The sequence below is a fragment of the Rhodococcus sp. 06-156-4 genome, assembly GCF_002259345.1.
In the GTDB taxonomy this organism is placed as follows: Bacteria; Actinomycetota; Actinomycetes; order Mycobacteriales; family Mycobacteriaceae; genus Rhodococcoides; species Rhodococcoides fascians_E.
The window spans coordinates 204,041-225,584 of record NZ_NPGB01000026.1; the positions used below are offsets into that span (position 1 = coordinate 204,041).

Here is a 21,544-nt window from a genome sequence, read left to right on the forward strand (position 1 = left end):
TTGTCACTCCGCAGGCTCCGCTCCTGCGGCACACGAAGGCGGTGACGGATGGACCTGGGAACGATTGCCGACGTGGTGATTCCGCGCATGCGGTCCGATGTTCCTCCCGGCCGCGACGACAGTGCGGTCATCGCCGGTGGAACCTGGTTGATGTCGGAGAAACAGGACCATCTGACGCGTCTGGTCGACATCACCGGTCTTGGTTGGCCGCCGCTCGTGGTGGACGACGCCGGATTGACCGTCGCGGCGACCTGCACGATCGAGACACTGGCGACGGCGACCTTCGAACGGGACTGGCCGGCGACGGTGTTGTTCGAGCAGTGTGCGACAGCATTGCTCGCGTCGTTCAAGATCTGGAAGGTCGCCACCGTCGGCGGCAACATCTGTCTCTCTCTACCCGCGGGTGCGATGATCTCACTTGCGACGGCTCTGGACGGCGTCGCGACGGTCTGGGCCGACGACGGTTCCGAGTACACCGTCCCGGTGGTCGACTTGGTGACCGGGCCGCACGAGAACGCCCTGCGGGTGGGCGACGTGCTGCGCAGCGTTCGCTTCACCTCCGAGGCACTCTCCGCGACAACCGCGTTCCGGAAGATTGCTCTCTCTCCGCTCGGACGTTCCGCGGCGGTGGTCGTCGGGCGTCGCGATACCGACGAACAGTTCGTCGTCAGCGTGACGGCCGCGACGAGGCGCCCGTACGTACTCCGCTTTCCTGGGCTGCCGAGCCAGGACGAGCTGAGAGGAGCGCTCGCCGGGAGTATTCCCGACACTGCCTGGTACGACGACCCCCAGGAGCGCCGGATTGGCGCCGACACATCACCATCGGCTCGGCTGCGGAGATTCTGGAGGAACTGACGTGCTAGTCGGCATCAACGGCACACCCACCGAATGTTCCCCTCGCCCAGGGCAATGCCTGCGCACTCTGCTGCGTGATCACGCGCATTTCGAGGTCAAGAAGGGGTGCGACGCCGGAGACTGCGGCGCCTGTTCGGTTCTCGTCGACGGAGAGCCGGTACATTCCTGCATCTTTCCGGCGTTTCGTGCCGTCGATCGGCAAGTGACCACGGTCGCGGGGCTGGGCACGCCCGAGGACCTGCATCCTGTCCAGCGACGATTCGTCGAGGCGGGAGGCTTCCAGTGCGGTTTCTGCACTGCGGGGATGGTGGTCACTGCGTCGACGCTCGACGATGAAACGGATCTGCCCCGCGACGATCTTGCGCAGAAGCTGAAGGGCAACCTGTGCCGCTGCACCGGGTATCGCAGTATCGCCGACGCGGTGCACGGCGTGGTGAACACCGAGAAGGTCACCGACGGTCCGTCGTCGGGTCGGTCGCTGTCTGCTCCTGCGGCAACGCGAATCGTCACGGGAACCGAGGACTACACACTGGACATCACGCCGGCCGGGCTCCTGCACGCCAGTGTTCTGGGCAGTCCGCATCCACACGCGAGAGTGGTGTCGATCGACACGTCGGTCGCCGAGGCACTACCCGGAGTCAGACTGGTCCTCACCTCCGCGGACAGCCCGGACCGGCTGTTCTCCACCGCCCGCCACGAACAACGGACGGACGACCCGGACGACACTCGCGTGATCGACACGGTGATGCGCTTCAAGGGGCAACGCGTCGCGGTGGTCGTCGGAGAGACCCTGGCCGATGCCGAAGCGGGATGCCGAGCGCTCGTGGTGGAGTACGAGGTACTGCCTGCGGTGTTCGATCCCGCAGCGGCGTCGCTTCCCGGGGCGCCGCTCGTACATGCGGACAAGGGCCAGGAGTCGCGGATCGCGGACCCGTCGCGCAATCTCGTTGCCGAATTGCACGGTGGCACCGGCGATGTGGACGCGGCCGTCGCCGATGCCGATGCCGTCGTCACCGGCCGATTCACCACACAGCGAATCCAGCACGTGCATCTCGAGACGCACGGCACGATCGGATGGATGGACGACTCCGGACGCCTGACGCTGCGGACGAGCACTCAGGTTCCGTTTCTGGTGCGCAACGAGATCTGCGAGATCTTCGGTCTTCGCCCCGACCGCGTCCGGGTGTTCACCGCCCGCGTCGGCGGTGGGTTCGGAGGGAAGCAGGAGTTGCTGACCGAGGACATCGTTGCGCTCGCAGTGTTGAGAACGGGCTCGCCCGTCCAGTTCGAGTTCACCCGTGGCGACGAGTTCACCGTCTCACCGTGCCGTCACCCGTTCCAGGTCGACGTCACGGTGGCGGGCACCGCCGACGGCGTCCTGACCGCGCTGGCGGTGGATGTGGTGACCGACGCAGGGGCGTACGGAAACCACTCCCCCGGCGTCATGTTCCACGGGTGCGGAGAATCGGTCGCCGTCTACCGATGCGCCAACAAGCGGGTCGACGCGAAGTCCGTCTACACCAACAACATTCCGTCCGGCGCGTTCCGCGGGTACGGGCTGGGACAGGTGATCTTCGCGGTCGAGTCCGCGATCGACGATCTGGCACGCGACCTGGACATCGATCCCTTCGAGTTCCGACGCCGCAATGTCGTGGTGCCGGGTGATCCCCTCGTGGCCGCGCACGTCGAGGGAGACGATCTGATGTTCGGCAGCTACGGCCTCGACCAGTGTCTCGACCTGGCAGAGCGCGCGTTGAGGGAGGGCAACGGTGTCGGTGCTCCACCGGGATGGAAGGTCGGCGAGGGAATGGCGATCGCGATGATCGCAACCATCCCGCCGCGTGGGCACTTCGCGGAGGTCACCGTATCGCTCGGCCGCGACGGAACCTACGAGATCGGCATCGGCACAGCAGAGTTCGGCAACGGGACGACGACGGTGCACACGCAGATCGCCGCGACGGAACTCGCCACGTCCCCCGACCGGATCGTTGTCCGGCAGTCCGACACCGATTCCGCGACATACGACACGGGTGCCTTCGGTTCGGCCGGGACCGTCGTGGCGGGCAAAGCGCTCCTGGCAGCGGTCCTGCTCCTCTCCGAGCGCATTCGCGGTGTTGCCGCGTCGGCGTTCGGCGTCGCGCCGGAGGCATGCATCCTCGGGCCGGAGGGTGTGCACTGCGAGGATCGCTTCATGTCCCTGCCCGACGTCCTCGCCGACGCGGGCGGAACACTGACCGCGTCGGGTGACAGTGGCGGGGTCCCCCGATCGTTGGCGTTCAACGTTCACGCCTTCCGCGTCGCAGTCGAGGAGAGCACCGGCACCGTCCGAATCCTGCAGTCGATCCAGAGCGCCGACGCAGGCACCGTCATGAATCCTCAACAGTGCCGTGGCCAGGTCGAAGGCGGCGTGGCTCAGGGCATCGGTTCGGCGTTGTACGAGGAGATCCAGACCGACGGCGCGGGGACGGTCGTCACCGATTCCATTCGCAGCTACCACGTCCCGCAGTTCGCCGACATACCTCCGACCGAGGTGTACTTCGCCGACACCTACGACCAGCTCGGCCCGTTCGGCGCCAAGTCGATGAGCGAATCACCGTACAACCCGGTCGCCCCGGCGCTGGCGAATGCGATCAAGGACGCCATCGGATCACGGCTTCATGCCCTTCCGCTCTCCTCGGATCGGGTGTGGCGCTCACTCGACGGCTGAGAACGGGGCGACTGGAAGACCTTCCAGTTCTTCGTCAGACGCCAGTAGAGGTAGGACACGAGGCCGATGGGAATGGGCAGGAACCACGTCGCGAATCGGAACACCAGAACAGCCGCAACGAGTTCCGCCTGCTGACCGGTGGACAACCCGACCCCGAGCACGGCGATCAACGCGGCCTCGGCGACCCCGAGGCCACCCGGCGTCGGGGCAACGAACGCTGCGAGCGACATCGCTCCGAACGCCACGAAGATTCTGTCCCACCCGATGTCGTCGTGACCCAGACCGGCCATCCGAACCGACACACCGAGCACTGTCGCGCCGAGTACCTGCGTCAACACCATCGTGGCGGTCAGTGACCTCCAGGACGTCCGGACTTCGGCGAGCAGATCGGCACGGAAGATGGCGATCTGCTCTTCCATGTCCCGAGGTTGGATTCTGGTGATGCGCTCGGCCACGGCACCGCGCATCCGTGTGAGCAGCCGACCGAGGGCGCGAGCGAACCGATCGCTGCTCAGGATGCATCCGATCGATGCGCAGATGGCCGTCACGACCACGCACGCGCCGACGGCAATCCACACCACCGACCCGGACACCGAGCCGAACACGACGAGTACGACGAGCGCGATCGCCATGACTCCGTAGCGCGAAAGATTGGTCCACAACCCCACGGCGAGAATGGAGGTCGTGCTCGCGGCGAGCGTGAACCCCCACGATCGATACATCGCGAACGTCAATCCGGTTGCGACGGTGCCGCCTTCGGGCACAGTGTTGGCGAGCGCCGACGACGCGGTTCGTGCTACCCCGGCACGCGGCAGGTCGAGCCCCGGGAGAGTGTAGGTCATGGGCTTGAACATCGATGCGAGGTAGACGAGGCCGAGACCGGAGACGACGAGAACGTGGGTGAGGGAGATGGACCCGATGGCGTCGGACACTGAACCGGAGTTACCGACGGTCCGGTAGAGGAGCCACATCACCAGTCCGACCACCCCGTACGACAGGACGGCGGAGACAACCTTGCGCACTCCAGAACGCGTCATCGGTCGTAGAACGTCTGCAGAATGATGGTGCTGCGGGTACGAACGTTCGCGGTAGCTCGAATGTCTTGGAGCAGTTGTTCGAGTGCACGCGGCGACGAGGTTCGCACCAACAGGACGTAGCTTTCCTCACCGGCGACCGAGTGACACGACTCGATCGCGGTGATGTGCCGGAGGCGGGCAGGCGCATCGTCGGGCTGCGCCGGATCGATCGGGGTGATCGCAACGAACGCAGACAGCGGCCGGCCCAACGCTTCCGAGTCGACCTGTGCGGTGTAGCCGCGAATGACTCGTCTCGATTCCAGACGGCGTACACGCGATTGCACCGCCGACACCGACAGGCTTGCCTTGTCGGCCAGAGTCGCGAGGGTCGCGCGGCCGTCTGCGACGAGTTCGTCGATGATCAACCGGTCGATCCGGTCGAGATTTTCGCTCACCTGCGCAATGTAGCCCAGAACGCCCGGTTTCGGCGGACTGGACTACCGGAAATCCGCACCGGGAGCGGGCTAGGATGTGTCCGTGTCGTCCTGGCCGGAGCGTGCTCGTGAACTTGCCGATTCGGTACTGTTCCCTGCCGCCGACTCCGTCGACGCCGACGGTGAGATCCCCTCCAGCCATTTCGAAATCTTGGCGGCGGAGGGCTTCTACGGGCTCGCATCCGACCGCGGTGAACCGCTGGGGCCGGACGAGTTGCCGCTCGTCGTCGAAACCCTCTGCGCCGGTTGCCTGGCAACCACCTTCACCTGGATGCAGCACAACGGCGTCGTCATGTCGCTCTCCCACTCGAGCAACACGTCGTTGCGCACACGGTATCTCGACGGCGTGATCGATGGATCCGTCAAGGCGGGTGTTGCCTTCGCAGGCGCGATACCGCGGCCGCCCAAGCTGTATGCGCGCCGAACCGACACCGGCTACGTGTTGGACGGGCACGCGCCGTTCGTCACGGGATGGGGCATAGTCGACATCCTTCAGGTATCCGCGCGCGACGAGTTCGACGATTCCATCGTGCACCTCGTCATCCCGGCCACGAATGCGGCCGGTATCGAGGTCGAACGCCTGACGCTGATCGCCGTCGACGCGAGCAACACGGTCCGGCTGCTGTTCGACGGCGTCGAGGTGGACGATTCTCAGGTCGTGTCCGTCGTGACGGACGAGGAGTTCCAGTCCGGACAGATCTACGGGTCGTATCTGAACGGGTGCATGGCGATGGGTGTCGCACGTCGCGCCATCACTCAGATGGACGACATCGGAACCGATACCTCATCGTTTCGCCGCTCTCATTCCCAGCGTCGCGCTGCATTCGACGACGCCCTCGCCGGCACGTACGACATGTTCGCGGCGCGGGCGGAAGCGTCGGAACTGGCGATGCGGGCGGCGGCTGCGCTGGTGACCGCCACCGGTTCGGGAGCAATCGTCGGGCACGGCACGCCGGAGCGGCTGGTGCGGGAGGCTACGTTCACCCTCGTCGGCGCGGGACGGCCCCAGATCAAAGCCGAACTACTCCGGACCTTGCAAGGCGACCCCGCAGGCAGGAGCGGACGGTGGCCGTCAGACGAAGAGTGGCGGTAGAGCGAACACCATCACTGTCGACCAGGCGACGTGAGTCAGCATCGGCGCCAGGATGCCGCCGGAGGAGCGGCGCTGGAGCGCCAGGACGAACCCCAGGGTGATGGCGGCGAACGCGAGCATCGGGTTGCCGCTGGCGAGGGTGACGACCGTGTAGACGAGCGTCGAGATCAGAACCGGCTTGCGGCGTCCGATGGCGGCGAAGAGTGCGCCACGAAAGAAGATCTCCTCGGCCACACCGTTCAGGAGCGTGATGAACACGATCAGGCCCATCGACCCCATCGTGGCGTGCGCCAACACGTTGGCGACGAAGTCCGCGAGGGGCGGAATCTGGCGAACGACGAGACCGCCGACGACGAACACACCGCCGGCAGCGAGACCGATGAGAATCGGTGTGATGATCGGCCGACGCATCGAGCCGTTGAACGTGATTCGCCCGAGGTGCAACGGGCCGGAGACGAATCCGCCGATGATCCACGTAGCCGCCAGCGCGATCGTCAGCGGGTAGAAGGCGTTGTCCCCCGGGCTCACCGACAGCGACACACCGAGAAGAACTGCTCCGACGACGAGTGTGATGCCGACGACGATGCGTCGGCGAAGGAAAGCGCGATCGGACTGCCGGTGATCACGGTCGACCTTGTCCACGAGCGCGGACTTCATCACGTCGACCACCGTGGTCTGCCACGTCGCCATCAAGCCTCCTCGTCCCCGCCGTGTTCGTCGTTCGATCCCCCGCGCACGCGTCGTATCACCGATCTCGCGCGTTCCGAAACACCACCGACCACGTCGAGGTTGGTGCGCACCACCGCTGCCACCGGCCACGAGTAGAGCATCTTGCGTGCACCGAGGGCTTCGAGCAAGCTCCACGTCTCGTCGGAGGATGCTGCGACGCCGTAGCGGCGGATGCCGATTGCGTCGCCGCCACTCCAGACCGCGTCGGTGTGCGCGAGCCGGAGCGGATCCTTGGATGCACGAACTCCCGGCGGCTCACCGACGGTGCCGAGAACGCTGCGGCGCATCGCTTCGTCGATCGTGGTCCGCCCGCCCTCCTTCTCTCCGACGAGATCGACGATTCTGCTTTCGGTCGCCGTCATCGTGTTGTGAAGGGAATGAACGAGGTCCTCGGCCAGAGCGTCGGGGACGGGGATGATCTTGCCGATCACGCGACCTGCGAGGCCGGTCGGGACGCCGGGAGCGGACACCCCGATCCGCGTCAGGCCGGCGGCGTCGACGTACGCGAACAGTAAGTCTCGGTAGGGCACGACGTCGGGCCCCCCGATGTCGTACGCACCCGCGGGCACCTCCTGCCTGGAGGCCAGCAGGTAGAACAGAACGTCGTCGACGGCGATGGGCTGCACGGGCCGGTTCAGCCAGCTCGGTAGCGGCAGCACCAGCAGTCGGTCGGCGAGATAGCGGAGCATTTCGTAGGACGTCGAGCCTGCGCCGAGGACGATGGCGGCCTTGAGCCACACCACCTCCACGCCGTCGACGTCGAGTGCTTCGCCGACGTCGGCGCGGCTGCCGAGATGCTCGGACAGCGCTTCACCTTCCGGAGCGAAACCACCGAGATAGACGATTCTCCTGACACCGGCCGCTGCCGCCGCTTCGGCGAACTGCCCCGCCGAGCGCAGGTCCTGGGCTCGGTAGTCCTCCTGGCCGATCGCGTGCACCAGGTAGTACGCGGTATCGATGTCTCCGGCAGCCTCGAACGCGTCGGCCAGCGAGCTCGTGTCGCCTGCATCGAGCGCCACCGTCTCCACCTCGTGTCGCCAGTCGAAGCGATCGAGGCTGTCCGGCCGACGTGACGCGGCCACGACGGTGTCGCCGTCGTCGAGCAACGCGGCGACCAGACGCGAACCGATGTAACCACTTGCCCCCGTCACGAGAACTCTCATGCTCGCCAAGGCTAACCGGCTCGCGAGAGTTGTGCCGAAGGTGTGCTCGGCGCCGCACTGCCGGGCGCGGTGTGCGTTGGTGGACAGAGGTGGTGTGGCATTGTTTGACACATGGCGTTGGTGCTCGCAGGCGTGCGGCTTCCCGATCCTGCCGGCGGCCTCGTCGCTGCGAGGATCGGACTCGACGTGGTGCGGTACGGGGTGCGGTGGACCCGGGACACTGCCGTCTTCGCACTGGGGCTTCCCGGCCGGATCGAGGCGCTTCTCGACGAGGTGACGGCACTGATGGCCCGAATCGACGCCGTCGTCGACGCTGCCGAGCTTGTCGTCGCCGAGGCCGCGACGACCACCCGTTCGGCGGAAGGTGTGGTCGACTCTGCGTCCAAGGCGTCGGTGACGGCACTGCAGCTGGTCGAACTGTTCGACCCGATAGCGCAGCGCTCCGCGCCGTTCGCGAAGAAGTTCGTCGACCACCTCGACGAGAACGAAGTCGATGCGGCCATCGCCATGGTCGACCAACTCCCCGGGCTCGTCGAGCACATGGAAGCCGTCATACCCATCCTGGCAACCCTCGATTCCGTCGCACCGGAGATCCACGAATTGCTCGGCGTGACAAAGGATGTCCGTCGCGCAGTGATCGGGATACCCGGGTTCAAGTTCTTCCGCAACCGAGGCCAGGATCGACTCGACGAAGAGGAAGGCCGCGACTGAGCGTCCGCGGCCCTCCTCGACTCGATCACTCCGGGACTACTTGACGAACGCGAACTCGTCACCACCGTGGTACTTCGCGAGGGTCTCGGAGATGGAGCGCCTGGACGGCGGGTGAAACGCGTATGCCTGCAACGCAGCTGCGAGGTACCCGATGTCGGGCGAGGTGATGAATCCGATTCCGCCGAGGGATTCCATCGCCGTCGAACTCGCCCGAACCAGCGCATCCCGAATAGCTATGCGGCAGAACAGCAGTCGCGCGGAGATGTCCTGGCCTCGCTCACCGTCGTCCACGGCACGTGCCACGCTCTCGATCGCCGCGATGCTGTTCTCGATCTCCGCCGCGGCTCGGGTGTAACCCTCGTAGTCACCCTTGTCCTGCGCAAGCATCTTCTCCAACAGCATCGTCGCCGCCCCGAGGTAGTTGGCGCTGATCAACATCCCGAACCACAGGTACCCGGTCATCTCGTGGACACCGTCCGGGTCGTCGTCGCTGTTGAGCAGCACCAGATCCGCCGGTACCTCGACATCGCGGAGAACGACCTCGTCGCTCTGCGAGCCTTCGAGGAACGGTGTCTCCCAGAACTTCGTGACGGACACTCCGTCGAGCGACGCGGGGATCAAGGCAACTGCGCGTTCGCCGTCCTTCGCGCCGACACCTTCGACCTCGACGCTGGCCGTCAACAGATCCATCGAACCGGACAGGCTGCAGGGCTTCTTGCTTCCGTTGATCACGTACACGTCGCCCACCCGCTTCGCCTTCATCGTGGGAATGAAGACGCTGCCCCCCGGGGTGCCTTCCGAGAACCCCGACGCGATCACGGCCTTCTGCTCGATGAGCGATTTCATCAGCGCACGATCTTCTTCGCTGGCTCCCGTGGCGAACTCGTTGAGCGACGCGATCGACAGATGGTGCATGGTCGTCGCCGCTCCGAGCGACGGAGATCTCGATCCGATCGCCCGCTGTGCGCGCACGGCGTCGAGCGCGGAGGCGCCGCTGCCGCCCAGCTCCGCGGGAACGATGAGCGAGGTGCCGCCGAACTCCTTGAATTTGGCGATTGCTTCGCCGTCCCTGCTTTCGAGGTCTTTCAGTGGCGTGCGGTCCAGATAATCCAGTAAACCCGGAATGTATTGTTCCAGAATTTCGCGTTCTCGAACCATCAATGCAGTCATGACTCTCCCTAACAATTTGAAATTCGCATGGCAGACAAAGGTGAATCGAATTCGCAACCTCGTGCTCACTACCCACCGTTCTACCAGGCAAAACATCCAAGAGTAGGTAAACTTCCCCCCTTTTCGAAACTGGGCGATGAGTTTGTTATGGCCTCCCACCTGGAGTAATAAAAATTTGTTTGATTCGAACCAATCCTGCCCATCCCATGGAGCCGAATCACTTCTCGAATTCGCGACCATCGTTCGACGACCGACTCCAAACCCACCCTGTGTCAGGAGAACCTGCAGCGATGACCGTCAACCGATTGATCAAACGACTCGACGGCGACGACCGAGTCGACCTCCTCCGCGCCGTGCGCGAATCCGACGTGAGCCCGTACTTCCGCGTCATGGAGTCCGCCACCGCGCCCATCGTCCAGGTGGAAGGCAAGGACAAGATCATGCTGGGCTCCAACAACTACCTGGGGCTCGCCGACCATCCGGACATCACGCAGGGCGCGCAGGACGCACTCGATACCTTCGGCTCGGCCATCACCGGCAGCCGACTGCTCAACGGCACCATGGACATACACCTCGAGCTCGAGAACGAGATCAAGGAATGGCACGGCACCGAGGACGCGATGGTGTTCACCACCGGTTACCAGACGAACCTCGGGACCATCGCCGCCGTCGTGGGCAAGGGCGACGTGATCGTGGTCGACTCCGCCGCACATGCGTCCATCCGCGACGGAAGCCAACTGTCCGGAGCAACCATCCGCAAGTTCGCTCACAACGACATGGCCGACCTCGAACTCCAACTGCAGGGACCCGTCGTCGGCGACGGCGCCGTCCTGGTCATCGTCGACGGCCTGTACTCGATGGAAGGTGACCTGGCGCCTCTGGACCAGGTGACCGCTCTGTGCACGAAGTACGGTGCCGCGTTGATGGTCGACGAGGCCCACAGCCTCGGTATCTACGGCGAAAGTCTCACCGGCGCTGCGGAATTGTTCGGCACCGCAGGCGACACCGATATCAGAATGGCATCTCTGTCCAAGAGCCCCAGCTCCACCGGGGGCTTCATCGCAGGATCCCACGATCTCCTCGACAGTCTTCGTATACACGCGAGAGCATTCCTGTTCACGACATCGGGTGTGCCCGCCGCAGTCGGCGCGTCCCTCGCGTCGATCAAGCTGATCAGGAGCGAGGAAGGACGTCAGCGAGCGCGTCGAGTGTTGGAACACGCCGAAGCCTTGCGCAGTGGACTCGCGGCCGAAGGACTCGACGTCGGCGCCAGGTCCCCGATACCGGGAGGAGACACCGCGTCACCGATCGTCTCGCTGCACATCGGGGACGACCTGTCCGCCATGAATCTCTGGCGCCAACTGTTCGACAAGGGAGTATTCACCTCGGCGGCCCTGCATCCTGCCGTTCCCCGCAACGGTGCGCTGCTCCGACTCTGCGTGATGGCCTCCCACACCGACGAACAGATCCGAACCGCCATCGCCACCATCGCGGAGACGGTCGCGGAGTTGCCCTCGTGACCCTTCGCATTGCCGTCACGGGCGCAACGAGCGATTTCGCCGCGGCGATCCTGCCTGCCCTGCTCGCCGACGACGACGTCGACTCCGTCGTCGGGATCGCTCGGCGTCCGCTCCGCATGCAGCATCCCAAACTCGAATCGGTACGTGCCGACATAAGGTCACCCGGACTCGAAGAGATTCTTCGAGGCAGCGACGTCGTCATCCATCTGGCCTTCGTCGTCGAAGAATTACGCGACAAGACCGAGACACACGACATCAACCAACGCGGCTCACGGAACGTTCTCGATTCCGCGTACGCCGCAGGGGTGGGCAGGCTCGTGATCGCCTCGAGTATCAATGCGTACGGTGCGGACATTCACGACGAGCCCCTCGACGAAAGTCACTACCCCGCCGGCGATCCCGACAGGTACTACTTTCACGACAAGGCGGAGGTGGAGCACTACGCGGAGTGGTGGCTCCGCCGCCACCCCGGCGAGATGGCGGTATCCATGTTGCGACCGACGTACATCATCGGTCCGGACTTCGCCAACGACGGCATCGATCAATTCACCGGCCGGGTCGGTGCGTTCCCACAGGCGGACCGGGCCAGCTACCAGTTCCTGCACCAGAACGACCTCGCCGACGCCTTCCACCGCGCCGCCAAGCAGGACCTGATCGGCCCCTACAACGTCGGTCCCCGCGACTGGACGCCGGTCCGCGAACTCGCACGTATGCAGGGCCAGATCCTGTTCGACGTACCCGAGAAACCCGCCGTGGCGGCCGCGAATCTTGCGTTCCGACTCGGACTCACCCCGTTCTCCGGCCAGTGGGTCACTGCGGGCGAGCCCGTCGTCGACTCCACTGCGTTGAGCGAGAAGACCGGCTGGACACCCACTCTCACCTCGCACGAGTGCGCCGCCGTCATGGTTCTGCTGCAGGGCAAGCCGATTCTCGGCGCCGAGCATGCGCTGACAAGCCACGACGCCTGCGAGGCCGCACTGGAACCGGCGTCGAGGTTCGTCGGAACCGTGGGCGGTGAGCACGTGTCGATCACGACACCCTCGGGTCGGCTTCACGTCGAACTGCACCGAAGCTCGGCCCAGGGTCCGACGGTTGTCGTGCCCGTGCGCCCTGGACTGCATGCCCGCTACCTCACACCCGTAGGCCAGGAACTGGCGCACGCCGGCGTCACGACCATCCTGCTCGACCTACCGGGTCACGGGCTCAGCACGGGGCCGCGAGGACGCGTCACTGCTGCGGAATTCGACGACGCCGTCGCCGATGCAGCCGACTACGCGCGACTGACCTTCGGATCGGCCGTCACCGTCGTCGACATCGGCGATCACGCGCCCCCGCCGAAGCAGACGTTGCGCGGACTCCGGCGGCACCACCCCGTCAATCCGGCCGATGGACTACTTCCCCGTCGTGTCCGCGCGCACACACTCGGGGGGCGTACCAAGACCAGGACGACCACCGCGACATCCGTCGCCGAGGTCATCGATCTCGTCGGTGGAGCAGCCGAACCCACCAGCTCACGCGCCCACTCGTCGGCGCGGTAGATCCGGCGGCTCCGCTCGCCTTCCGCGACGACAGTGCCTCGCGTGCATCGGCGTCCGCGGCTGCGCGGTTCTGCTTCCACTGCGCCACCCAGTCCTCGACGTCGACCGGGCCGATCGGCACCAGAGGCGGCGACGGCATCCGGATCCACGCCACGACACGCGCATTGAGGTCCTGCAACGCTTCTCGAACCGACGACTCCTGACGCAGCTCGATCAACGTGACCGGAAGTTTCTCGATCTCCTTGCGTAACTGCAGAGACTCGGGCAGCAACGCGTCCGTCGACAGGTTCTCCCGCTTCAAGAACCCTTTCACCCACCACAGATCGTCGTGAGCCGAACTGGGCAACGGCTTACCCGCCCCCTCGAGATTCTCGAACTCGCCCCGCTCCTGCGCCTCGCGAATCTGCCGGTCCACGAAGGACTCGAACGTCACCCCTGGCTTCTTCCGTTCCACCACTGCTGCACCGCCGTTCCACCGCTGGACATCCTCACTGCCGGAAACGCCCGTATTCCGCTAGGGTACTCACGTCGATCCAGGCCGGCGCCGTCGTCGACCTCAGGGGGATCGTTCACTTCGGACCACGGGGAGTCTCATGAAGTTCGCTCGACTTGCACGAACAACGGTGACAGCTGTCATCGCCGTCTCGGCGCTGGCTGTCGCCACGGGCACTGCCCACGCAGAGCCTGCACCACTGGTGACGGGCACCGACCAGGGCATCGCCTACAGCACCACCACCACCGAGGACGGCAAAGCCGTGACGACGATCCTCGACACCGGATCCTTCCGACTCGACGCGACCTCGGAGACCGTCGAGGTCCTCGACGCCGCCGGCACGTCCGTCGCGACGATCCCCCTCGCCTACCGCGTCGGCGACCAGGAGTTCTCCATCGCGCCTCTCATCGGCGTCGACGACCGTGAACTGACCCTCACGCCCGAGACCGATCCAGCGTTCGCCACCCCGGTGGCGCGCTCGGTCCTGCCTGTCACCGACGTGAACTCGCAGGGGCGCTTCCTCGACGAGCTGAACAAGGCATCGTTCGGCGCCGGAGTCAGTGCCGCCATCGGTGCCGGAATCGGTCTGGTCATCGGTTGCGTCGTCGGGGTGTTCGTCGGGTGCATCCCCGGTGTCCTCATCGGTGCCGCCGCAGGTGGAGTGATCGGCCTGATCAACACCGGAGGTTACCCGCTGCAGTCGGCCGCGTTCGACTACTTCACCGGCAGGCCCTGAGCCGCTACCGCTACACCGATTCGACAACCGAAGGGCCCCACAGGACTTGAAGTCCGTGGGGCCCTTCGTCGTGTGTCAGCTGATCGACTCGGGGTGCGCCACTCCGTTCGAGGTGGCCGCGTCCTCGTCCTGGTTGTCGCTGCTTGCCAGGTTGTTCTTGCCGTCGAGGTTGTTGAGCAGACCGGTGACGTTGACGCCCGAGCTTTCCAACGTCTCGATGACGCCCGCGATGACCTGCGGGCTGATGCCGAGCAGTGAACCGATGGATCCCTTCGCGCCGTCGGCGCCGCCGATGATCGAGATGCGGTCGATGTCGCCCACCGGCTTCGCCGCTGCCGCCGTCGCCTCGACGAGAGCAGCCAGCACGTCGGGGAGCGTGAGCAACCGAGCAGCCTGCGGCGTGTAGGAATTGAGCGCCTCGGCGATCTGACGCTTGCCAGCCGCTTCCGCTTCCAGCTTGGCCCGCAGACCGTCGGCCTCTGCTTGCTGCTCGGCGCGCAGCGCATCCGCCGCGACCTTGCGACCTTCCGCCTCTGCTTCCAGTTTCGCCCGCAGACCGTCGGCGTCGGCTTGCTGCTCCGAACGCACGGCATCCGCGACGAGTTTGCGCGAGTCCGCTTGTGCCGCTCCTGACTGACGCGCCGATTCGGCCTGTGCTTCCGCGCGAAGAATTGCGGCTCGACGCTCACCTTCGGCTCGCGCGATCGCGGCCTGGCGTTCGGCTTCGGCGGGGGCGATGACGTCCGCCTGCAGTGCTGCTTCCGATTGCTGCGAGCGACGACGTTCCACTTCGGTGCGTGCCTCGACCCGGGCGGCTTCTGCTTGCTCCCGAGCAATGCCGACGGCTTTCGCCGCGGTGGCCTGGGCAAGTGGTCCCGCCTGGTCCGCCTCGGCGTTCTCCGCTTCGGTCTGCGCACGGAGGCGTGCCAACTCGACGTCACGACGCTGATTCGCGGTAGCGATGGCCGTGTCCGCCTCGGCCTGCGCCACCGAACCTTCCTGGCGTGCCTTGGCCGAACGAATCTGGGCGTCGCGCTCGGCATCCGCGGTTCCGACCGCTGCGTCACGCTTGACCTCGGCGATTCGACGTTGTCCGAGAGATTCGAGATAGCCGTTCTTGTCGGAGATCCCGGCGATCTTGATGACGTCGACTTCCATGCCGATGCGCGCGAGGTCGTTCCCTGCCTCGTCGATGACGCTGCGCGCCAACGTGTCGCGGTTGGAGTTCAGGTCCTCGACGGTCATCGTCGCGGTGATCCCTCGTAGGCTACCGGCGAGGATGTCGTTGATCTGACGCTGCAGTTCCGTCAGGTCGGACGTCAGGAAGCGCTGCACCGCCGTCTGAACCGCTTCGTCGGCCGAGCCGATACGTACCAGGCCCACTGCTTCGACGTTGACCGGGACACCGTCGTTGGACAGTGCGTTCTGCAGGTTGATGCTGATGTTGAACGGTTCGAGGGACATGATGTCCACTCGTTCGATGCCCGGCACCTTGAATCGGGCACCACCGCGCACCACCTTGGGCTTGCCTCGACCGGTGAACACCGCGACCTCGTTGGGCGGAACCTTGATGTAGTTCTTGACGTACACCGTCGGCAGCACGACGAAGACGATCAGCGCGACGATCGCCGCGATCACGATTGTTGTCAGCATGTATCAGTACCCCTCACGAACTGTGCTTGTAGTCGAAAGCCCCCACCGTGCAGGTCTTCCGATCATCGACCGTCCACGACGTCGTCGACGGCAACGACGTGGAGGTAGGTGTCGTCCACATCGGCGATGTAGACGGTGACGCCTCGCGGGAGCGCGACCTTGCCCGAACTGACAGCCCGTGCGCCGACGCGATTGCCTTCACCGTCCGCGAACGACACCTCGCCCCATCCGTCCGCCGTGACGTCCAGCGTGACGGTGCCGAGCAGCCCGATGTACGATGCTCGCCCGATGTGCGAATTGTCCTGCTGCCGAAGCATGTACGGAATCAAAAGCCCTCGCGTCACGATCACGAGACCCGCCGCCACCGCGATGCCGACGAGCGCTGCAATCGGGTCGGGCAGTTCGGTGAGCGCCGAGATCCATCCGGCCGCGCCGAAACCGAACAGCGCCGTCGCGATCGTCGTCAGCGACAGGAACGGCACACCGTCGCCGTGACTGTCACCGAGATCCGAGACCTCGCCGACGGTGAACGTTCCCGCCAGCCCGACGACGCCCACGACGAAACACACGATGAACACGGTCAACAATTGAAGAACTCCACTCCCCGAGTCGGTCCAACGAATAGTAAAGGGAATCCGGCCGTAACGGGGGAATCGGTCTCGTATCGTGATCTGACGGCGGCGGGTGGCCCCACATGGATACAACACCGCCGTGTGTTCACAATCGTCATGACGGTTGTGAACACACGGCGGTGTTGTGAGAAGAACGGGCAGCGGCCGACGTGGCCTCGGTGAGTGGTCAGCCGTACTCGGCGACGAGACGATCGAACTCGTCGCGGTCCACCAGCTGGGGCTCACCGATGGCGAAGGCCTGCGCGTACTTGCTGGCCAAGTGGTAATCCCGGCCGAGTGGGCCCCGCTCACCGTCCTCGTCGTCGCGCTGAATGCTGGAACCCGGCGGTACTTCGTTCTGCAAGCCGTTCGTCTTCTCACCGAGACGAGCGTCGAGCTTTGCGGAAATCTTCTGCATGATCTCTTGGTCGTCGGTCATCGGTACCCCGTACCCATGAAAGGACGGTCCTACACCTGTGATTGTTTGTCGGTACCACGGGGCATCATGGTGGAATGGCCGGTAAGAGAACCAACGCGCACCAGGTGGACCCGGCGCTGGCCAAGTTCTCTCCCGCCACCCAGGAGTGGTTCACCGGCGCGTTCGACGCCCCCACGGCCGCGCAAGCGGGTGCCTGGCAGGCTATTTCCAGTGGTCGGCACACTCTTGTCGTCGCTCCGACCGGCTCGGGTAAGACCCTGTCCGCGTTCCTGTGGTCCATCGATCAGCTCACGGTCCGTGACGTGCCTGCGGAGCGCAAGACGACGGTTCTGTACATCTCGCCGCTCAAGGCGTTGGCCGTCGACGTGGAGAGAAACCTCCGCGCGCCGCTCGTCGGGGTGACACAGACGGCCAAACGGCTGGGCCTCGAGCCACCGGACATCTCGGTCGGAGTCCGCTCCGGTGACACCAGTCAGGCAGATCGTCGGGCCATGCTGAAGACTCCGCCGGACATATTGATCACGACCCCCGAGTCTCTGTTCCTGATGCTCACCTCCGCGGCCAGAGGATCTCTCGACTCGGTCGAGACGGTCATCGTCGACGAGGTCCATGCAGTCGCCGGCAGCAAGCGTGGCTCGCACCTCGCGCTGTCCCTGGAGCGTCTGGATCTGCTGCTCGGCACACCCGCGCAGCGGATCGGGCTGTCGGCGACGGTGCGGCCCCACGAGGAGGTCGGACGGTTCCTCACCGGCGCCGCCCCCATCGAGATCGTTGCTCCCCCGTCACCGAAGACGTTCGATCTCACGGTTCAGGTCCCGGTCGAGGACATGACGGAACTGGGTGTCGTGGAGACAGCGGAAGGTGATGCCTCGGCTGCGCCGCAGCACGGATCGATCTGGCCGCACGTCGAGGAGAAGGTCGTGGACTTGGTTCTCGACCACAAGTCGTGCATCGTGTTCGCCAATTCCCGACGCCTGGCCGAGCGTCTCACCGCTCGCCTCAACGAGATCTATGCCGACCGTCTCGGCGACGGGGTCGACACCGCCCACGGCCCCGCGTCTCTCGTCGGTAGCTCCAGCGACGTGGGCCACGGTGCCGAACCGCTGCTGGCACGTGCGCATCACGGCAGCGTGAGCAAGGATCAGCGCGCCCTCATCGAGGACGATCTGAAGACCGGACGCCTGCGGTGCGTCGTGGCGACCAGCAGCCTCGAGCTCGGAATCGACATGGGCGCGGTGGATCTGGTCATCCAGGTCGAAGCACCGCCCTCGGTCGCGAGCGGTCTGCAGCGCGTGGGGCGTGCGGGTCACCAGGTGGGTGAAATCTCCAAGGGAGTGCTGTTCCCCAAGCACCGAACCGACTTGATTCATTGTGCGGTGACGGTCGAGCGGATGACGACGGGCAAGATCGAGGCACTGTTCGTTCCCGCGAATCCGCTGGACATTCTGGCGCAGCAGACGGTGGCGGCGTGCGCGCTCGAGCCCATCGATGCACACGACTGGTACGACGCGGTGCGTCGGACCGGGAGCTTCGCCACTCTGCCCCGGTCTGCGTACGAGTCGACCCTCGACCTGTTGTCCGGTCGGTACCCGTCGGACGAGTTCGCCGAGCTTCGCCCTCGCCTCGTGTGGGACCGTGACGCGAACACGCTGACGGGCAGGCCCGGCGCGCAACGCCTCGCCGTCACCTCCGGTGGCTCCATCCCGGACCGCGGCTTGTTCACGGTGTACATGGTGGGCGAGAAGGCGTCGCGTGTCGGCGAACTCGACGAGGAGATGGTGTACGAATCCCGTGTCGGGGACGTCTTCGCGCTCGGTGCGACCAGTTGGCGGATAGAAGAGATCACTCACGACCGGGTCCTCGTCAGCCCTGCATACGGTCAACCCGGACGACTGCCGTTCTGGCACGGCGACGGACTCGGGCGTCCCGCCGAGCTGGGCCGCGCCCTGGGCGAGTTCCTGCGTAGTACGTCCGAGCGAGAAAATCTCGAACAGCGTCTCGCCGGTGACGGCCTCGACCCCAACGCCGTGACCAATCTCGTTGCATTGCTGGACGATCAGAAGGAAGCGACCGGGCAGTTGCCCACCGACCGAACAATGATCGTGGAGCGGTTCCGGGACGAGCTCGGAGACTGGCGTCTGGTGCTGCACTCGACCTACGGGCAGCAAGTGCACGCACCGTGGGCACTTGCGATCGGAGCACGGCTGATCGAGAGATACGGAATCGACGCGGCACCCACTGCGTCCGACGACGGCATCATCGTCCGGCTCCCCGACACCGAGGACACGCCGCCCGGCGCGGATCTGTTCGTGTTCGAGAAAGACGAGATCGCCGACGTCGTCACCGAACAGGTCGGTGGATCGGCGCTCTTCGCATCACGCTTTCGCGAATGCGCCGCTCGTGCACTGTTGCTGCCGCGTCGCAATCCCGGCAAGCGCGCACCGCTGTGGCAGCAACGGCAACGTTCGGCGCAACTGCTCGATGTGGCGCGGAAGTACCCGACGTTCCCCATTCTGCTCGAGACGGTCCGTGAGTGCCTGCAAGATGTCTACGATCTGCCCGCGCTCGAGGACATTCTCGCGCAGATCGGACGGCGTCAGATTCGCATCGTCGAGATCGAGACCCCGACCCCGTCTCCGTTCGCGAATTCGTTGCTGTTCAACTATGTCGGGGCGTTCATGTACGAGGGCGACAGCCCCCTCGCGGAACGCCGTGCCCAAGCCCTGTCCCTCGACTCGACGCTGCTCGCGGAACTGCTCGGACGTGTGGAGCTGCGCGAGCTCCTCGATCAGGCCGTCATCGAGACGACGGAACTGGAGCTGCAACGCCTCGCCGAGGACCGTCGTGCCAAGGACATCGAGGGTGTCGCAGACCTCCTCAGGATGCTCGGGCCGCTGACCACCGACGAGGTGGCTGCCCGAACGAACGGCGAGGAATCGCCGATGTGGTTGGCAGAGTTGGTCTCCGCGAAGCGCGCCATGGAGGTCACGTTAGCCGGCACGTCCTGGTGGGTGGCCATCGAGGACGCCAGCAGGCTGCGCGACGCACTCGGTGTGCCCCTTCCCATCGGGACGCCCGCCGCGTTCATCGAACCGGTCGACGACCCCCTGACCGACCTGGTCAGCCGGTACGCGCGCACCCACGGACCGTTCTCGGTGGACGACCTCGCCGAGAGGTTCGGCCTCGGAATCGCTGTCGCGCGAGCATCTCTGGCGGGGCTCGCCGCCGACAAACGGATCATCGAAGGTGAATTCCGTCCGGACCGAGCAGGATCGGAGTGGTGCGACGCCGAAGTCCTGCGCCGCCTGCGGCGGCGGTCCCTCGCCGCGGCGCGCCAGGAAGTGGAGCCCGTCGCCACCGCCACCCTCGGCCGTTTCCTCCCTGCGTGGCAGCACGTGCAGAGCAGGCAGCTCTCCGGAATCGACGGAGTCGCGGCGGTCGTCGAGCAGCTTGCCGGAGTGCCCATTCCAGCCTCCGCGTGGGAGTCGCTGGTGCTGTCCTCCCGTGTACGGGACTACTCGCCCGCAATGCTCGACGAGTTGACCTCGACCGGTGAGGTTCTGTGGTCCGGCCACGGGTCCATCACGTCCAAGGACGGATGGGTATGCCTGCACATGGCGGACACCGCTCCCCTGACCTTGGCTCCTCCTGCGGAATCGGATCTCTCCGAACTACAGATCTCGATACTCGACGCCGTCGCTGCCGGTGGCGCTTACTTCTTCCGGCAACTCTCCGACACCGTCGGAAGCACGGACGACGACAGTCTGCATGCGGCGCTGTGGGAGTTGGTGTGGGCGGGCCGAATCGGCAACGACACGTTCGCGCCGCTGCGGGCACTGCTGAACTCGACGACGCGAGCAGCCCCCAGCCATCGCTCCCCGCGGAGGACCCCACGGCTGCGGTCGTACCGACGGTTCGAGCGGCCGTCGTTACCGACCCGCACCGGTCCGCCCACTGCGGGCGGCAGGTGGTCACGCGTCCCCGAGATCGAACCCGATGCGACCATTCGCGCGCACGCCACCGCGGACGTACTGCTCGAGCGATACGGCGTCGTCACGCGAGGTGCGGTCATGAACGAAGGTGTGCCCGGGGGATTCGCGACGATGTACAAGGTGCTGACCACCTTCGAGGACTCCGGACGTAGCAGGCGCGGTTACTTCGTGGACACCCTCGGTGGTGCTCAGTTCTCCACATCCGAGGTGGTGGACCGACTGCGCAGTTACGAGGAGCGAGAGAAGACAGGCGCGCTGGTGCTCGCCGCCTGCGATCCTGCCAACCCGTACGGCGCGGCGCTGACGTGGCCCAAACGCGACACGGGAGAAGATGGACCGGGACATCGACCGGGTCGCAAGGCAGGCGCGCTGGTCGTTCTGCACGAGGGCGAGCTCGCGTTGTACGTGGAGCGCGGCGGCAAAACCGTTCTCACCTTCTCCGACGACGATGCGGTGACGGCTGCTGCCGCCGGTGCGCTCGCCGAGGTCGTCAAGCGCGGCGGGGTCGACAAATTGCTCGTCGAACGCGTCGACGGGCAAGAAATTCACGGCACCGGCTTCTCCCGAATGCTGACGGACGCAGGATTCTCCGCCACCCCTCGCGGCCTACGGTTGAGGAACTGA

General features: G+C 65.5%; 16 protein-coding genes and 1 pseudogene. 8 read left to right on the forward strand and 9 right to left on the reverse strand.

Features of this window, described 5'->3' with window-relative positions; genetic code table 11:
- Positions 1 to 48: 48 nt before the first annotated feature.
- Both CH290_RS18450 and CH290_RS18455 read left to right on the forward strand, forming a co-directional pair.
- Positions 49 to 863 (forward strand): annotated as a pseudogene (locus CH290_RS18450) (FAD binding domain-containing protein).
- On the forward strand, positions 857 to 3,562 hold the full coding sequence (locus CH290_RS18455; protein WP_033190508.1) for a molybdopterin-dependent oxidoreductase: 2,706 nt from the start codon (positions 857 to 859) through the stop codon (positions 3,560 to 3,562). The pseudogene CH290_RS18450 and the gene CH290_RS18455 overlap by 7 nt, the downstream one beginning before the upstream one ends.
- On the opposite strand, the gene CH290_RS18460 is transcribed toward CH290_RS18455, so the two are convergent.
- Positions 3,511 to 4,599 carry a lysylphosphatidylglycerol synthase transmembrane domain-containing protein gene (locus tag CH290_RS18460; protein ID WP_019666173.1) on the reverse strand — a complete coding sequence of 363 codons (1,089 nt, stop codon included), beginning with the start codon at positions 4,597 to 4,599 and terminating at the stop codon, positions 3,511 to 3,513. The genes CH290_RS18455 and CH290_RS18460 overlap by 52 nt on opposite strands.
- Positions 4,596 to 5,033 carry an Lrp/AsnC family transcriptional regulator gene (locus tag CH290_RS18465; RefSeq protein ID WP_019666174.1) on the reverse strand — a complete coding sequence of 146 codons (438 nt, stop codon included), beginning with the start codon at positions 5,031 to 5,033 and terminating at the stop codon, positions 4,596 to 4,598. Before CH290_RS18465 ends, CH290_RS18460 begins: the two co-directional genes overlap by 4 nt.
- A gap of 76 nt (positions 5,034 to 5,109) precedes the next feature.
- On the opposite strand from CH290_RS18465, the gene CH290_RS18470 reads away from it, so the two are divergent.
- On the forward strand, positions 5,110 to 6,165 hold the full coding sequence (locus tag CH290_RS18470) for an acyl-CoA dehydrogenase family protein (RefSeq protein ID WP_033190507.1): 1,056 nt from the start codon (positions 5,110 to 5,112) through the stop codon (positions 6,163 to 6,165).
- Here the strand turns inward: CH290_RS18470 and CH290_RS18475 are convergent.
- Together CH290_RS18475 and CH290_RS18480 are read right to left on the reverse strand one after the other, a co-directional pair.
- On the reverse strand, positions 6,145 to 6,855 hold the full coding sequence (locus CH290_RS18475) for a CPBP family intramembrane glutamic endopeptidase (protein WP_019666176.1): 711 nt from the start codon (positions 6,853 to 6,855) through the stop codon (positions 6,145 to 6,147). The two genes, CH290_RS18470 and CH290_RS18475, sit on opposite strands and share 21 nt — an antisense overlap.
- Positions 6,855 to 8,057: an NAD(P)H-binding protein gene (locus CH290_RS18480; protein WP_019666177.1), complete on the reverse strand. Its 1,203-nt coding sequence runs from the start codon at positions 8,055 to 8,057 to the stop codon at positions 6,855 to 6,857. The genes CH290_RS18475 and CH290_RS18480 overlap by 1 nt, the downstream gene beginning before the upstream one ends.
- Positions 8,058 to 8,168: 111 nt before the next feature.
- Here CH290_RS18480 and CH290_RS18485 point away from each other — a divergent pair, with 111 nt between their 5' ends.
- Positions 8,169 to 8,768 carry a hypothetical protein gene (locus CH290_RS18485; protein ID WP_019666178.1) on the forward strand — a complete coding sequence of 200 codons (600 nt, stop codon included), beginning with the start codon at positions 8,169 to 8,171 and terminating at the stop codon, positions 8,766 to 8,768.
- 36 nt (positions 8,769 to 8,804) lie between these two features.
- Here CH290_RS18485 and CH290_RS18490 read toward each other — a convergent pair whose 3' ends face one another.
- Positions 8,805 to 9,938 (reverse strand): acyl-CoA dehydrogenase family protein, encoded by a 1,134-nt coding sequence (locus CH290_RS18490; RefSeq protein ID WP_033190506.1) that lies wholly within the window; start codon positions 9,936 to 9,938, stop codon positions 8,805 to 8,807.
- A 290-nt stretch (positions 9,939 to 10,228) separates the two neighbouring features.
- On the opposite strand from CH290_RS18490, the gene CH290_RS18495 reads away from it, so the two are divergent.
- Positions 10,229 to 11,458: an aminotransferase class I/II-fold pyridoxal phosphate-dependent enzyme gene (locus CH290_RS18495; RefSeq protein ID WP_170947476.1), complete on the forward strand. Its 1,230-nt coding sequence runs from the start codon at positions 10,229 to 10,231 to the stop codon at positions 11,456 to 11,458.
- On the forward strand, positions 11,455 to 12,996 hold the full coding sequence (locus tag CH290_RS18500; protein WP_033190505.1) for an NAD-dependent epimerase/dehydratase family protein: 1,542 nt from the start codon (positions 11,455 to 11,457) through the stop codon (positions 12,994 to 12,996). The genes CH290_RS18495 and CH290_RS18500 overlap by 4 nt, the downstream gene beginning before the upstream one ends.
- Here the strand turns inward: CH290_RS18500 and CH290_RS18505 are convergent.
- Positions 12,932 to 13,429, reverse strand: coding sequence for a DnaJ family domain-containing protein (locus tag CH290_RS18505; RefSeq protein ID WP_020112159.1), 498 nt, complete (start codon positions 13,427 to 13,429; stop codon positions 12,932 to 12,934). The genes CH290_RS18500 and CH290_RS18505 overlap by 65 nt on opposite strands.
- 160 nt (positions 13,430 to 13,589) lie before the next feature.
- Here CH290_RS18505 and CH290_RS18510 point away from each other — a divergent pair, with 160 nt between their 5' ends.
- The gene (locus CH290_RS18510) at positions 13,590 to 14,225 is read left to right on the forward strand and encodes a DUF8020 domain-containing protein (RefSeq protein ID WP_033190504.1); all 636 of its coding nucleotides are present in this window, start codon (positions 13,590 to 13,592) and stop codon (positions 14,223 to 14,225) included.
- Positions 14,226 to 14,300: 75 nt separating this feature from the next.
- Here CH290_RS18510 and CH290_RS18515 read toward each other — a convergent pair whose 3' ends face one another.
- The 3 genes from CH290_RS18515 to CH290_RS18525 all read right to left on the reverse strand — a co-directional run bounded on the left by CH290_RS18515 (position 14,301) and on the right by CH290_RS18525 (position 16,928).
- Entirely contained in the window at positions 14,301 to 15,878 is a 1,578-nt protein-coding gene (locus CH290_RS18515; RefSeq protein ID WP_033190503.1) for a flotillin family protein, read from the reverse strand.
- A gap of 62 nt (positions 15,879 to 15,940) precedes the next feature.
- Complete coding sequence (locus CH290_RS18520; RefSeq protein ID WP_373454663.1) at positions 15,941 to 16,456, reverse strand: hypothetical protein; 516 nt, start codon at positions 16,454 to 16,456, stop codon at positions 15,941 to 15,943.
- Positions 16,457 to 16,676: 220 nt separating this feature from the next.
- Entirely contained in the window at positions 16,677 to 16,928 is a 252-nt protein-coding gene (locus CH290_RS18525) for a hypothetical protein (protein ID WP_019666186.1), read from the reverse strand.
- A 74-nt stretch (positions 16,929 to 17,002) separates the two neighbouring features.
- Between CH290_RS18525 and CH290_RS18530 the strand changes: the two genes are divergently transcribed.
- A complete protein-coding gene (locus CH290_RS18530; RefSeq protein WP_033190502.1) occupies positions 17,003 to 21,544 on the forward strand; it encodes an ATP-dependent helicase in 4,542 nt (1,513 codons plus the stop codon).